Below are 16,659 nucleotides of genomic sequence, written 5' to 3'. Positions count from 1 at the left end.
GTCTTTAGAGGACGGAAACGGGGGAAAAGTTGCATCACGGGTTTGGAATTCAGCTTTTGAGTTTTAAAGACCAAACATCGAACTACGAAGCGAAAGCGATCGCAGCAGAAATCCTGCGACGCAACATGAATTGAAGGATGAAACTGGAATATACGGAAATGCTAACATGTTGCGATGCAGATTGGAGCGAAGAGCGCGGTTTTTCTTCGCGGAAGCGAAGAAAAATTCGCCCCACTGTCCCCAGTTTTCCGTGCTCAGTCGTCAGTTCTCCGAATCGTTTTTCCTTTAAAACAAAGATCGTAAGTTTAATCACGATCTTTTCGTTTCATATATCCTTTGTCATACCTCTGACCGTTTTCAGTTTTTTGTCCTCCAGTTCTCTGGACGCTCAAAGTGTGCCGACGCTTGGATCGACAAAACAATTTGCAAACGACGAATTAAAACCTTACGTGGACGCGGCAAAAGCCGGAGCCACGGATTCGGGAACGTTTTTAAATTCGGTGAACAACGGAGAACAAGTTTTAGAAGCCGCTTGGGAAACGGGAGTCAACGCGGAGATAGAAGCCATCGTGGGTGGAGTGAATAACTCGGACACGGTGAATAACGTAAACGTTTACAAAGACGCTGTAAGAGCTCAGTTGGAATTGCAGAAACAACAGGCAAAGAACCAATGGATCGCGGACGTAAACGCGTACATACAAGCAGAGTTACAAATCTTTTTAGCGACATTATCCCAAAACACATCGAACAACGTAACATCGACGAACACAAATGCGGTGAATACGATCAATCCGACTGTGCAAACTGTAACCACTACTCCTGCCGCCCAAGCAACAAACCCCGCACAAGCGGCACAGAGTTATTACCAAGGAACCCAGCTCTGGGATTCTAAATGGCAGGATTTACTTAACAAACAAAACACCTGGGAACAGAATTCCTTAAATGCGATCCAGAATGGAATCCTGCAATGGAATCAATCGATTACAGGACTCGAAAATGATAAATTAAGTTATTTGAATGGAATCGAACAAACAAAAGCCCAGTGGTTGGCGAACAAACAATTGATTGCAAACGCTCAAAGCCAAATGAGAAACGCGCTTCAATCCACAATTACAAATATACGTTCTCAAGAAAATCAATTGAAAACAAATGCATCGAGTGATCCGAGTTTGACATCCGTGTTTGGGGACATGGACGAATTGTTGGAAGATCTACAGGATGCTCTGAATTCTAACGCATCCCTCGGCACGTTAGCGCAAACACTGGGAAATTTTTTCCAAAGTCAGATTTCAAACGCAACCGCAAAAGCCGACTACTGGAATATTACCAAATGGCAAGAGACGTATGCGACACAGACGGTTGCGTATTCTCAGATCGTGGGGAACTCTTCCATAAGCTGTACGAATTATGAAGGATCAGGATGTAACAACGTAGCCAGTGGGAATCGATCGATCGTATACAACAGTAATGGAAGTGTATATGGATGGAGAGCGAGCAGCGGTTCTTTGGTCTATCAATCGGATGAAACCGGCACGGTGGGCCAAGGTTCATATGGTTCGTCCGCATATATTGAAAACTCACATTACCAAATCAGTTGTCAAGCATGGGATTTCGGCGGAACTTGTGTCGGTGGATTTGGAGGTTACGAGTCCAACGGTGTCTATTGTGGTGACAGATTCGAATTCTGCGGATATACCCGAGACACAGTTATCGACCAAAACTATACAGTATTTGCAAGCGGGACGTTCAACCAACAACAGATAACAAACAACAATAATATTCGAAATGCAATATTCGGAAGTTATAACACTGCATTTGGACAATCCTCCCAAGCTGGGAACGCGGTGGCCGGATCGGGTGTGGCTCTTGAAACCAAAGTATATTTGGGAGGAAGCGCTTTAAATAGTTCCAACTGGTATGGATCGTTGGGATTGAATAACCAAGTTCAAATACAAACGAAATACAAATACATAGACTCTGCGATGCAAGCAAACCAGAACTTTTGGACGAGTATGAAAACTCAGTTTACAAATATTGCATCTACGTTTTTGTCACTCGTCAATCCGTTGAAAGACTGGGAAGAAAGATCGCAAACATACGAAGAAGAATACCAAGCAAAACTATTAGAACTGGAACAAACGAAACAATCTACAATTTCCAACTATGATAATCAGATTAATCTCATGAAGGCGGCAAGAGGAGCCTGGGTCACAGAAGTTTACGGTTACCAAATGGCAGGAATTGCAGGAAGCGCGGATAACGCAAATAGCCAATACAGAAGCGGACAAGAGAATTGGGATAATACGATATCAATCTTCCAACAATCGGAACTCAACTGGTATTTATCTGCAAAAGATATATTACAACAAGCGGTAACTGCAACTGACGGAGAAACACAATTCCAAACAAACGCAATTCCGCAAGCAAACCAACTACAAACACAAATTACAAACTCAGAAACAAATACAACCGGGCTTTACAACGCGGCCACCGGACTTTACCAAACGTATCAATATGCAGCGGCAGGAAACGTAATGCAACAAGCATTAACGAATCAACAAAACCAAACAAGTTGGAACGGACAAGGAGCCAACCTCTCTCAAACAATCGCAGATTCTTTTGGAAGAAGCGAAGCCTACAAAACAGCAGAACTCAGCGCAAGTAATCGAATCAATGCACTGGCACAAACGATTTACGGAAACGGGGCATATATCGTAGACAATACAGAGTTGCAAACACTCCAAACCCAAATTACAACGAGCGGACAAAACCAAACGTTTTGGCAAAATGAAATCAATGGAACCAACGGAGGATTTAACTTTAACGGTCGCAACAACACAAGCCAAGCAAAAGAAACCTTGTATACGAACATGATCGCAGACATTGCAGTCGCAACAACGTTACAAGCAGAAGTAGTCGACGAAGAGATCACATATCTAAAAACAGCAAACGAATACTTTGAGAAATCCGAAAGATATCAAGAGTTAGCAGACAAAGCAAGAAGCGAAGCAAAATTCGATGAAGCAGCACTTTACACTGGTTATGCGGTGAGAGAAAAAAACAACGCTTTAGGATATTTAAAAAAGAAATACTATTCGTTAGGCGAAGAAATTACGAGTGAAATAGACAACCGAGGATTGACATATACCAAAAATTCTTTCCTGAGTTACAGAGATAACCTACTCAACAAAAACTTTCAAAATAGCACACAAATCAACAAACAAATCCAAGAAGGAAAAAACGCTGTAGCAGGAATTATTTCCGAAGGAGAAAGTTACAACCAAATCCAAGGAATGATCCAAACAGCGACCAACTTAAACAAACAAGGAGAAGAAAACAAACAAAGAGTAGAGAAACTACTCTTAGAATCAAAAGAATTAGCAAACCGTAATATCGGAGAAGGACTCTTGGATGGACTCCAAGAAATGATCGCAAGCATACAAAGCACACTCCCACAAGAGATATCTAACAACGGAGTGAGCCAATACATACAAGCACAAGAGAAAGAGCTGGAAGAAAAACAAAAAAAGGCAGATGAACTACTTGCCCACATGAATTCACTTGTGACAAACCAAAACGATTTGAATGCATTACAAACCCTACTCCAAGGAAGCAGCCAAGCAATCAACCTAGCAGCAAACAGCGCGGTATCTAAATACTTAGACGACTACGCAAAGAAACTTCAAAAAGACAACGAAGAAAGAAGTAACCAACTTCAAAAGACGTTACTCGAAGCTCTGACGAACGGAGAAGATTACAAATATCTCAGAGACGCAGGATATTCTTTCCGAACGGATGGAGAAGGAATATCCGCTTACAGACAGATCTACAGCGGAGAAATCGAAATCGACGGCAGTGCGATGAAGAGCACGAGTTATTCTCCCGATTTAGAATATCAATATATTAGAATAGACACAAAATTCAATCCAGGAAACTTGAGCGTGGATATGATGAATCCAAACGCGACAAGGTTCAACGCAGAAATGGTACTGGGAGTTAAAAACTACATCGACAATCTCCAAAAGAACGTAGAGACGATGTTTGCTCAGTTCAGCGACAAAACAAACGAGATCAAAGAAGAATACGCACAGAATCAAGAAATCCGAGACTACAAAAAGGAACTCTACAAAGAAAATCGGGATACAACGGTAGCCTCCTTTCAAGCTTTACCAGGCGACTTGAAAGGCATGTTCGAAGGAGAAATGGGAGGACTCAAAAATTATCACGAACAAGGATCGAAATACAACTTCGGAACAGAAAGTTTCAAAGGCCAAAGCGGAGATATGAAGAAGATCGGCAAAGCGATGTATGAAGGAGCAAACATTGACGACACAGTTTTTGGAGGAAGCAGAGAACTCAAAGGCTCGGTGAGCGTCAAAGGCATACCTGTAGAAATTAGCTACGGAATGCAGTATTTGATCGTAACATCCGGATTTGATATATCGAATTTAGGCTACAACTTCAACTTGAAGTTAGTGGGAACTCAAAACGCAGAGAGTCAACTCTCGAACGTAAATCAAAAATATGCCGTCTACTCCGAAGACATTCAAAATAGAATCGAGAAACAAGCAAAGGCGAATGACGCGGATAAGGAAAGCAAGGGATTTCTATTTACAATTTTGAATGGAATGAACGGCGGATCCGGAAGCATGGGACAAAGATTTACCCAAGCGGTGAAGTCGGAAGCACAAAGCCGCATAACGGGAGCCGTGGCCGAAGCAACTGGATTACCTGCAAGTCTCGTAGGGGCACTTGTCGGTGGAAGTAGCATGAAAGACGCAGTGAAAGCGTATGTCAAAGACGAGACCGTAAACGCAATTTCGAAAGCAACCGGATTACCTACATGGCTTATCTCCAATCAGATGGAGAAGATGAACAAACCGAAAGAACAATGGTATCAAAGCCAAGAGTTCCAAATGGTGACAACAGTGGTAGCAGTAGCGGCAGCGCCCTTCACCGGCGGAGCTTCTCTGATGGTCGCTATGGCAGTGGGTGCAGGCCTGGGTGCCGCCACAGGAGCTGCAAGCGGAGGATTAAAAGGTGCGCTCGTCGGTGCTGTGGGTGGAGCTGCAGGAGCTGCTGTCAAAAGTTTTACAGGAGGAGCGGTTAACGTAGGCCTCAGCTACTCCGCAGAGAACGGATTTGGTGCAAGCGTAGGAGTCGGATATGGACCTGCCACAGTGAGCGTCGGCATCTCAGAACGAGGTGGAACATCGGTGGATGTCGGTTTAACAAAAGGCGGATTCAATGCAGGACTAAACTACAACAGTAAAACAGGAAGCGTAAGTGGAAGCACAGGATTTACTTCTCAAAGTGGAACGGGCTTAGCACTCAGTTACAACGAAGGAGACGGATTTGGTGCAAGCCTTAGTAAAAGTTTTAGTAATGGAGTCAATGGCGGAATCAGTTGGAGCGAGAAAGGTGGTGTCGGTGGAAACATCGGATACGAAGCTCCTGGAGACAAAAACAAACCGAAAGATTCACTTGCAAATCAAATGAAAGGAGCCGGTGGAACTTTAAGTTTCAATCAAAGAGATGGAGTATCAGCAGCGCTTAACGCATCGGGAGGAGTGAACGCAGGAAACTGGAGTGAGTCAGGTGGATTCCAGGCAAACACAAACTTTTTAGCCGACAAGTGGAAAGCCGATTTTATATCAGGAAAAGCGAAAGAAGACGCAGATGCGCAAGAAGCATCCAGAGGCGCTCAAAATAGGAACAATCAAGAATCTGGTGCAGCGGCGATCGCAGGTATGGGCGTTGAAACTCAAAGAAGAGAAGAGGATGGAATCCTGGATCACATTCTGGGCAAGGCGGCTGAGACGTTAGGCGGCGGTCTGGATTGGGTAGGAAACAAGATCGATGGAGCAATCGACAGCGTTGTCGGAGTTGCCTCAAGTGCTTGGGATGGTGCTAAGAACGCGTTTGGATTTGGAAAAGGCGAATCGTTGAGTATGAAACCACTTCATCATGAGAATGCGGGAGATGGTGCTGCATATGGTGCGTCGGACTCAACCGAAAGCGCCTCCGATCGTCACTTGCGAGTTGGTGAAGATGCAATATCAAATCACTTAGACAAACAAAGAAGTGAAAAGCCTTATTTGCAAAAAGGCGAAGTCGATGTAAGTATGCATCCTGATTATCACAAAAAGCTAATCAACATGGAATTGGAATCTGGAGTAAGCGGAGGAAATTTAATCCGAAATGAAAAAACCGGCAAACTGTATTACAGAACGGAAGCAACTGGTGCTGATAGCAAATTGATTCCAACCAATCCGAATGAAAGAGTGAGGTCTCCTTGGACTCAAACAGAACTGCATACGGATAGCCTCAATGGAATAACATCAGGAGATTATCACGCACCGAAAGGATCCGCTCAATCGGTTTGGGGTCCGGAAGGCGGGACGTTTAAGATTACGCGTATAAAAACAATGGAGTTAGGCGGAAATGAAATTACAACTCGAACTGTGATTAACGGAAAAGAAATTGTAGAATATCACAGACATGTAATGAATCAAATGCCGGACGTAGCGTATGATGCTCTCAAAAAAGGAACTTCATTGCCGTATGGAACACCGATCGGATATACAGGAATTACAGGAAACATGGCCGTATCGATTAACAACGACAAGAATAGTCCGAGGTATGGAATGTTGTCAGCACCGGCATACCATATGCACACAAAAGTAGACAACGCGGAAACACACACCGGGTTTATTCAAGGTGTGACGTTTGGTCCAGAGGTGAGACAATCTCAAGGATTGCCCGCTTTTGACTATACAAGTCATTACAAGAAGAAAGCATTAGATTTATTAACTGGAGGAAATTGATGAAAACGAAGTTGATGGCGATTTTAATTTTAGGATTGGCGGGAACTATGGGAATTTTTGCGGAAAAAAGTCTGAAAGAAAAAGCATACGAGTATTACAGTTCCATCAGTCCTGAATTCAAAAAATACAATTTAGATATGAAACCTGAAAAGATTGAAAGTTTAGGAATGAAGGAAATGACGGATGAAGGAATGCAATATCTTGTTGTATTCCCAAATTTAGAAACGCTAACCTTAGATGATTCCAAAATCACAGATGAAGGATTGAAACAAATTTCCACACTCCCAAAGTTAGACGATCTAAGTTTAGGACGAAATAAAATTACGAACAAAGGGATTGAATATATTTCTAAAAGTAAAACGATTACTAAATTATTTTTAAACAACATTCAAGAAATCGACGACGGTTGTATTCCTCATTTGTTGAAAATGAAACAACTGACAACGTTGGAGTTATCTTTGACGAATATTTCTGAACAAGGATTGAAAAAGCTGAGAAAGGGATTGCCGAAGGCTGGTGTTACAACTCAGTGATTCCAAGGCAAAACAGGGTTCCGGGGATGGAACCAAGGAGATAGCCCGGCGAAGGGGTAGCGGAATACCGAGCTTGGAAATACAATTAGACATTTGTAAATTAGAAAGACAGCAAGCTCGGTATGAAGCGAGGGGAAAGCCTTCCCCTTCAGTCTTCTGCCCTCTGAATGTGGAACATCGGTGGATGTCGGTTTAACAAAAGGCGGATTCAATGCAGGACTCAGCTACAACAGTAAAACAGGAAGTGTAAGTGGAAACGCGGGATTTACTTCTCAAAGTGGAACGGGCTTAGCACTCAGTTACAACGAAGGAGACGGATTTGGTGCAGAGCACATTCCGAGTGCAAACTGGACTAAACGGTTCACAAAAGTGAACCGGCATGAAAGTTGCAGGGATGATGTGAAGAGAGACATCACATTATAAAAGTGTAAATGATGATTGGGTTAATTACCGGATTTGAAACCTGTATTCTAACAAACTCCACAGGATGTAACTTTATTAAGGAGGTATCTTTGTTTTTTAGCGTCTTTCGATTGTTGGTTTAGCAAATTAGAATCAATGGATTTACCGCGAAAGATTTCGGAAGGAGTGAGTAGATAACGGCCGGCTCTGTTGGGCCGTTGATCGTTGTAGATGGGAATCCATTCGGACAATTTTTGAATCAAAGATTGTCTATTAGGAATATCTAAATGATGAAGGCACTGATACTTTGTGATTTTGTGGATTGCCTCGATGGGACTGTTAGAAAATGAAACGTCTTTACCTGCGGTAATTTTGTTGATTGGAAGCTCGTAATCAAAAATGATTCTGTCGAGAGAGCCTTGATTTTCGGGCCCCCCGTCGGTCATCAAATGAACGAAAGAAGATTCTTTAGAAAGATTGAGATTGATTAAAGGAAAAAGATCGGGCAAGGTCAATTTGGAAAAAGAGGTTTGATACTTGGAAATGGCTTCCTCGACTAACGAAGCACAGATGTCGCTGTCGACTTGGGGAGCGACTCTAAACGCTAAAATCATCTTAGAGAAGTTATCAATCAAGATGTAAATATGAGATTTGACGTTGTCTTTGGTGACAAACTGAGTGATATCGCAATGCCAAACTTCATTGGGACGGTAGGTTTTAAAACCTTCTTTCTTTAGCTTCTTAAACTTGTTCGAAAAGAGTTCGGGACGAATCACTCTCGCCCATTTGTAAAAGGAAGATAAGCTGCAATGCAGAATGTCGTTTTTTCTAGCGTATCCCCAAATGGAAGAAAGAGGCCAAAACAAAGTAGCTTTTTCCAAAAGAAGATTTTTTAAAGAATCGATTTCCTTGACTGAAATCTGACCGACAAACCGCTTGTGGCAGAGTTTTTCCCAGGAACTACTACATCGGAACCGCACTTGGAAAAACCAGCTGTGAAAAGTGGACTTTGAGATATGAAACTTCCTTAATGTTCTTTCGAATCCAAGGTCGTCCCTTACTCTTTGAATGGTACGGACGATTTTTTCTTTAACTTGAATTGAGTTTTTCATCTTTTTCGGAAGAGATTTGATCTGAAGAAGACATAGTTTGATTTTTGCAAGAGCGATGATCCCTTTTTGAAGGGTAAGAGAGTTTTCCAAGCGTATGGAAAGGTAGTTAGCTTCTCTTTGAAGATTCGGCTCCATCCCGTTAAACCGAAACCCGTAGATATGACGAAAGGAATCTGGATCTTTGTTTTTTAGAGAGTGAACGGTGGATTTCGGTAACCCTTTGAGCTGCTCGGAAGTAATAACGCCGTTAGCGACATTGAATTTCCAGAATGTATCGTATGAATTCCTGTTTTTTTTAGGGATTGTAGGAAGTATGACTGATGAATGGGTCGCTGTCTGCATGTTATCTGTGAATACATCGTAATATTTTCATCACAATATGAATCTTTTTTTGCTGAACGCCTAATTTTTGTTATTTGTCAGTGATATGATAATTGACACAAATCACAAATTTTTTCAATCTTGTTCGAGTCTTTAGAGGACGGAAACGGGGGAAAAGTTGCATCACGGGTTTGGAATTCAGCTTTTGAGTTTTAAAGACCAAACATCGAACTACGAAGCGAAAGCGATCGCAGCAGAAATCCTGCGACGCAACATGAATTGAAGGATGAAACTGGAATATACGGAAATGCTAACATGTTGCGATGCAGATTGGAGCGAAGAGCGCGGTTTTTCTTCGCGGAAGCGAAGAAAAATTCGCCCCACTGTCCCCAGTTTTCCGTGCTCAGTCGTCAGTTCTCCGAATCGTTTTTCCTTTAAAACAAAGATCGTCAGTTTAATCACGATCTTTTCGTTTCATATATCCTTTGTCATACCTCTGACCGTTTTCAGTTTTTTGTCCTCCAGTTCTCTGGACGCTCAAAGTGTGCCGACACTCGGATCGACAAAACAATTTGCAAACGACGAATTAAAACCTTACGTGGACGCGGCAAAAGCCGGAGCCACGGATTCGGGAACGTTTTTAAATTCGGTGAACAACGGAGAACAAGTTTTAGAAGCCGCTTGGGAAACGGGAGTCAACGCGGAGATAGAATCGATCGTGGGTGGAGTGAATAACTCGGACACGGTGAATAACGTAAACGTTTACAAAGACGCTGTAAGAGCACAACTGGAACTGCAGAAACAACAGGCAAAGAACCAATGGATCGCAGACGTAAACGCATACATACAAGCAGAGTTACAAATCTTTTTAGCGACATTATCTCAAAACACATCGAACAACGTAACATCGACGAACACAAATGCGGTGAATACGATCAATCCGACCGTACAAACTGTAACCACTACTCCTGCCGCCCAAGCAACAAACCCCGCACAAGCGGCACAGAGTTATTACCAAGGAACCCAGCTCTGGGATTCTAAATGGCAGGATTTACTTAACAAACAAAACACCTGGGAACAGAATTCCTTAAATGCGATCCAGAATGGAATCCTGCAATGGAATCAATCAATTACAGGACTCGAAAATGATAAATTAAGTTATTTGAATGGAATCGAACAAACAAAAGCCCAGTGGTTGGCAAACAAACAATTGATTGCAAACGCTCAAAGCCAAATGAGAAACGCGCTTCAATCCACAATTACAAATATACGTTCTCAAGAAAATCAATTGAAAACAAATGCATCAAGTGATCCGAGTTTGACGTCCGTGTTTGGGGACATGGACGAATTGTTGGAAGATCTACAGGAGGCTCTGAATTCTAACGCATCCCTCGGCACGTTAGCGCAAACACTAGGAAATTTTTTCCAAAGTCAGATAACAAACGCAACCGCAAAAGCCGACTACTGGAATATAACCAAATGGCAGGAGACGTATGCGACTCAAGTCCTAGAGTTTAAAAAAGAAGTGGCAACCGCAAGCTTAAGTTGTAGTGGAAGTAGTTCTTGTAACAACCTGTCTACCGGACCACGAGCGATCACGTATGGAAACGACGGAAACGTATATGGTTGGGGTGCGACTAACGGAGGTTTTCAAAACGGAGTTTTGGTAAGCACTTTTGATCCATATACGGTAATGAATCCGAATTACGCGGAACTCAATCAACAATACCAAAGTTGCCAGACTCAGGCGTCCGGATCTCCATTCGGATGGATAACTTGGATATCCTATCCATGTTCAAATTTTGGATGGAACGGAGAGAATGCACCGGTTCAATCCTATACTGTAGTCCCCAACAACAGCACGGGATACTACAGCGCAGGACATTACGAAGCGACGTGTAACGGATCGGATGTAGGAGGAACTTGCCTTGGAGGAACCGGCCACTACGCGTTAGACTTAACTGATTGTACCGGAGCTCCGTTTGGAGTAATGTGCGGCTATAGCAGACAATGGCATACGGACGACAGTTATTCCACCTCGGTAACGGAAAGTTTTAGCCAGGCACAAAAAGATCAAATAGCGACAAACACAAAAATACGAAACGCGGTCTATGGAAATTACAACACTGCGTTTGGATTGTCTTCCCAAGCGGGGAATGCAGTTTCAAATTCAAGCGTTGCGCTTGAAACAAAAGTGTGGTTAGGCGGAAGCGCTTTAAATAACTCGAATTGGTACAATTCTCTTGGATTGATCGAACAAGTACAGGTTCAAACCAAATACAAATACATAGACTCTGCGATGCAAGCAAACCAGAACTTTTGGACGAGTATGAAAACACAGTTTACAAATATTGCATCCACGTTTTTGTCACTCGTCAATCCGTTGAAAGACTGGGAAGAAAGATCGCAAACATACGAAGAAGAATACCAAGCAAAACTATTAGAACTGGAACAAACGAAACAATCTACAATTTCCAACTATGATAATCAGATTAATCTCATGAAGGCGGCAAGAGGAGCCTGGGTCACAGAAGTTTACGGTTACCAAATGGCAGGAATTGCAGGAAGCGCGGATAACGCAAATAGCCAATACAGAACGGGACAAGAAAACTGGGACGACACAATATCAATCTTTCAACAAGCAGAGTTAAATTGGTATTTATCCGCAAAAGATATATTACAACAAGCGGTAACTGCAACTGACGGAGAAACACAATTCCAAACAAACGCAACCTCACAAGCAAACCAACTACAAACACAAATTACAAACTCAGAAACAAATACAACCGGGCTTTACAACGCGGCAACAGGTTTGTATCAAACGTATCAATATGCAGCGGCAGGAAACGTAATGCAACAAGCAATTACAAACCTGCAAAACCAAACAAGTTGGAACGGACAAGGAGCCAACCTCTCTCAAACAATCGCGGATTCTTTTGGAAGAAGCGAAGCCTACAAAACAGCAGAACTCAGCGCAAGTAATCGAATCAATGCACTGGCACAAACGATTTACGGAAACGGGGCATATATCGTAGACAATACAGAGTTGCAAACACTCCAAACCCAAATTACAACGAGCGGACAAAACCAAACGTTTTGGCAAAATGAAATCAATGGAACCAACGGAGGATTTAACTTTAACGGTCGCAACAACACAAGCCAAGCAAAAGAAACCTTGTATACGAACATGATCGCAGACATTGCAGTCGCAACAACGTTACAAGCAGAAGTAGTCGACGAAGAGATCACATATCTAAAAACAGCAAACGAATACTTTGAGAAATCCGAAAGATATCAAGAGTTAGCAGACAAAGCAAGAAGCGAAGCAAAATTCGATGAAGCAGCACTTTACACTGGTTATGCGGTGAGAGAAAAAAACAACGCTTTAGGATATTTAAAAAAGAAATACTATTCGTTAGGAGAAGAAATTACGAGTGAAATAGACAACCGAGGATTGACATATACCAAAAATTCTTTCCTAAGTTACAGAGATAACCTACTCAACAAAAACTTTCAAAATAGCACGCAAATCAACAAACAAATCCAAGAAGGAAAAAACGCTGTAGCAGGAATTATTTCCGAAGGAGAAAGTTACAACCAAATCCAAGGAATGATCCAAACAGCGACAAACCTAAACAAACAAGGAGAAGAGAACAAACAAAGAGTAGAACGGTTGCTACTCGAATCCAAAGAATTAGCAAACCGTAATATCGGAGAAGGACTCTTGGATGGACTCCAAGAAATGATCGCAAGCATACAAAGCACACTCCCACAAGAAGTAAGCGCAAACGGAGTGAGCCAATACATACAAGCACAAGAGAAAGAGCTGGAAGAAAAACAAAAAAAGGCAGACGAACTACTTGCCCACATGAATTCACTTGTGACAAACCAAAACGATTTGAATGCATTACAAACCCTACTCCAAGGAAGCAGCCAGGCAATCAACTTGGCAGCAAACAGCGCAGTGTCCAAATACTTAGACGACTACGCAAAGAAACTTCAAAAAGACAATGAAGAAAGAAGCTCAAATCTTCAAAAGACACTCCTCGAAGCTCTGACGAACGGAGAAGATTACAAATATCTCCGAGACGCAGGATATTCTTTCCGAACGGATGGAGAAGGAATATCCGCGTATCGACAGATCTACAGCGGAGAAATTGAAATCGACGGCAGTGCGATGAAGAGCACGAGTTATTCTCCCGATTTAGAATATCAATATATTAGAATAGACACAAAATTCAATCCAGGAAACTTGAGCGTGGATATGATGAATCCAAACGCGACAAGATTCAACGCGGAAATGGTACTGGGAGTTAAAAACTACATCGACAATCTCCAAAAGAACGTAGAGACGATGTTTGCTCAGTTCAGTAACAAGACAAACGAGATCAAAGAAGAATACGCACAGAATCTGGAGATAGAGGATTACAAGAAGGAGCTGTACAAAGAGAACCGGGACGGTTACTTGATAGCGTTTCAGGGATTGCAGAAAGAGTTGGGATATGCATTCGGTCAAGAAATGTTAGGATCGATGACGTATTACGAAAAGGGATCTCAATACAATTTTGGAGAATCAGGAAGTTCGCATATTCCTAAAATGGCAACAAAAGGAAGTGTTCCCAAAAATGGAAAACCGGAATATGAATCCCTACCTACGATAGACACTACGTTTGTAGGAGAGAGAGAATTGAAAGGTACCGTGAACATCAAAGGGATTCCTGTAGAAGTAAACTACGGAATGCAACATTTGGCGTTTACCGAAGAATTTGATCTGAGTAAGTTGAGCTACAATTTCAACTTGAAAGGATTGGGAACCGGTTTTGCAGAACAACAACTGAGCGTCGTCAATCAGAAGTATTCCCAGTATTTGCAAGGCGTGCAAGCCGATCTGGAAAAACAAGCCAAGAAAAACGACGAAGAAAGAGACAAAAAAGGATTTCTGTTTAACGTATTAAGCGGAATGAGCGGAGGACAAAAACCTCATGAAGCCATTAAATCCGAAGTGCAAAGCAGAGTAACCGGAGCGATTGCGGAAGCAAGCGGATTGCCTGCAAGTTTTGTGGGAGCCCTTGTCGGCGGTTCCAACATGAAACAAGCGATGAAGGCATACGAGAAGAGCGTTACAACGGAAGCGATTTCGCAAGTTACAGGAATTCCTGCTTGGTATTTAAACCAAAAGATTTCGGAGAAAGAAGCAACTCATGAGATGGCAAAGAGCTTTTCCTACAACATGGGAAGAACGGTAGGTGTGTTATCGACGGGCGGCATAACGGCGTTCCCCTCGTTAGCGTTAGGAGTGTTAAAGGCTTCGGGAGGAGGTTTGATTGCTAACGCGATTCAACCTGGAATTGTAAAGCAGTTGGAAAACAGAGTTGAGCACTTTAACAAAACGAATGCGTTAAGCAAACAAGTGAACAAGTTTGCGGATCATATCGGAAAGGAAGCCTACGAGAATCGAGAGACGATCGACACGGTAGTTACGGTAGCAGCAGTGGTCGGAGCAGTGTTTAGTTTTGGAACATCCATGGCGGCACTCGCGGCCTACAAGATAGCGGAAGGCGCCACCGAAGGAGGTGTGTTAGGTGCGTTAGCCGGAGCAGTGAGCGTAGCAGGAACAGCAGCCAGCATATCTACGGGAGGTGTAATCGGATTTGATTGTAGCTACAGCTACGCGGACGGATTCGGAGCAAGTGTTGGCGGAGGTTACAAACTTGCAGAAGGCCTTGGAATTGGAGCCACACTCAGCTACAACGAACAAACAGGATTCGGAGGAAGCGTAGGACTACAAGCAGGAACAAACGCCTTAAGCTTTAACGCAGGCTTAAACTACAGTCAGCAAGGAGGAATTTCCGGTTCAGCGGGCCTCGGACTCGGAATGGGTAAAAACGGAACCACAGGATCGTATGCCAGCACTCTCAACTTGGGAATGAGCTACAACAGACAAGACGGCTTTGGCACTAGCGTGGGAATTTCAAGAAACAACAACGTGGTTCTTCCGGGAGTTGGTGCTACACTTTCTCGTTCGGAGTTTGGAGGATGGGGAGCGGATGTATCTACGGACCAATACGGTTCGTATGAAGGTAAAGGCGGTAAATACGGCGGAGTCAGTGGAGGACTTTCTTGGAACGAACACACGGGTGTTACACTCAGCTTAAACTCGGGGGGAACCAATGCATTCAACTACAATGCTCAGAGCGGTTTAACCAGTAACAGTAACTTTCTTGCCGAGTCTGCAATGAACAACGCTCTCGCTCAAGGTGTGGCCGATACCGATGAAGAGAAAGCATACAAAGCAGCGAAAGCAGAAGCGGATTCCAGAGCTGCTCAGAATAGGAACAATTCTGAACAAGGAAAATCTGCGTTAGACGCGGTTGGATATGCTACGCAGAGAAGAGAAGAAGACTACTCTCAAAACCACGGTGACATTGACAACGATGGAAAAAACAAAGGATCTGGAATTGATCCAACCAAGTTGGAAATCAACCAATACGAGCGTTTTCAAAACAGAGATGGTGCCGCTGAGAACTTGAGCAAGAAAATAGATGAAACGTATAGCGCGAACCAAGGTAAGGACAAAAAGCTGCACAAAGAGTTTACCTCAGAAATCGATTTGAGGAGAAGTAAGATTTCTGAGAACGAGGCGAATATGAGTTTGGGCGACAAGATGAAGTTGGACAAACTCAAAGATCAAAAAGCGGCCTTAGATGCGGAATACAAAGCTATCAATTCTGGGGGAGGGAAAAACGACAAATACAATGAAATACTTTTGCTAAAAATCGAAGCAGTGAATCATCAAATGAATGATATGAAGGCGGGAGACGCATTTAAATACAAAGGGGAGAATGCGGACAATCGGACTGAACTGATGGGAAGAATGATTGAGCTGAAAGAGAAAGAAGCGTATGGAACATTGACTCCTAACGAGAAAAAAGATCTTGCTAAGGTAACGAGTGGTCTGGAAGATTATCGCCGATATGGCCAAGTTAGAGATCTGATTTTGAACAACAAGATTTCGAGTTATGATTTAGGTTCGTCTACGACGGCGGCGATTTGTTTTGTGAATTCGCATTCCAACTATCTCGGAGCGGATACTAAAACAAATTATTTCTCCCAAGCTCAATTGGGAAATATCGGAATGACGAACAGTGACTATCGAGGAATGAAAGCCCCTTCTTTGGGTGTGGGAAGTCACTGGAGTGGAACTCTCAATACGTTGAAAAATCCGGCGAGCGGTGAAGTCCATGTGACGCGATCCCAGGTTGACATTTTGAACCGAAGCAAGGCAAACAATGCGATCGTGTTTACAGACACGACAGGCGACGGAAATGCAAATCACTGGCAAAACATAGCGAGAGGTAAAGATGGTCAATGGCATGATCTTAATAATAACAGAAAAGATAGAACTCCTAAGCCAATGGATTTCAGTAAAGTATATCAAATCAAATACAATGACAATTGGTGAAA

At 42.8% G+C, this 16,659-nt stretch carries 4 protein-coding genes and 1 pseudogene; 4 read left to right on the top strand and 1 reads right to left on the bottom strand.

The window, feature by feature from the left end; translation table 11 throughout:
* Positions 1–137: 137 nt before the first annotated feature.
* The 3 genes and pseudogenes from LEP1GSC190_RS05030 to LEP1GSC190_RS20990 form a co-directional block, all read left to right on the top strand.
* Positions 138–6,827: a hypothetical protein gene (locus LEP1GSC190_RS05030; protein ID WP_420844287.1), complete on the top strand. Its 6,690-nt coding sequence runs from the start codon at positions 138–140 to the stop codon at positions 6,825–6,827.
* Positions 6,827–7,360, top strand: a complete 534-nt coding sequence (locus LEP1GSC190_RS05025; RefSeq protein ID WP_117344682.1) for a leucine-rich repeat domain-containing protein — start codon at positions 6,827–6,829, stop codon at positions 7,358–7,360. Before LEP1GSC190_RS05030 ends, LEP1GSC190_RS05025 begins: the two co-directional genes overlap by 1 nt.
* Positions 7,344–7,687 (top strand): annotated as a pseudogene (locus tag LEP1GSC190_RS20990) (hypothetical protein); the annotation flags it as partial. The gene LEP1GSC190_RS05025 and the pseudogene LEP1GSC190_RS20990, both read left to right, overlap by 17 nt.
* A 143-nt stretch (positions 7,688–7,830) precedes the next feature.
* On the opposite strand, the gene LEP1GSC190_RS05010 reads toward LEP1GSC190_RS20990, so the two are convergent.
* Positions 7,831–9,216 carry a DDE-type integrase/transposase/recombinase gene (locus LEP1GSC190_RS05010; RefSeq protein WP_117344681.1) on the bottom strand — a complete coding sequence of 462 codons (1,386 nt, stop codon included), beginning with the start codon at positions 9,214–9,216 and terminating at the stop codon, positions 7,831–7,833.
* Positions 9,217–9,481: 265 nt separating this feature from the next.
* Between LEP1GSC190_RS05010 and LEP1GSC190_RS05005 the strand changes: the two genes are divergently transcribed.
* On the top strand, positions 9,482–16,657 hold the full coding sequence (locus LEP1GSC190_RS05005; RefSeq protein ID WP_237578338.1) for a TIGR04388 family protein: 7,176 nt from the start codon (positions 9,482–9,484) through the stop codon (positions 16,655–16,657).
* Positions 16,658–16,659: the final 2 nt, after the last annotated feature.

Source organism: Leptospira mayottensis 200901116 (genome assembly GCF_000306675.2).
GTDB classification, from domain to species: Bacteria; Spirochaetota; Leptospiria; order Leptospirales; family Leptospiraceae; genus Leptospira; species Leptospira mayottensis.
The sequence above is the reverse complement of the archived record's forward strand: the minus strand, read 5'-3'. Positions and strand labels throughout refer to the sequence as shown.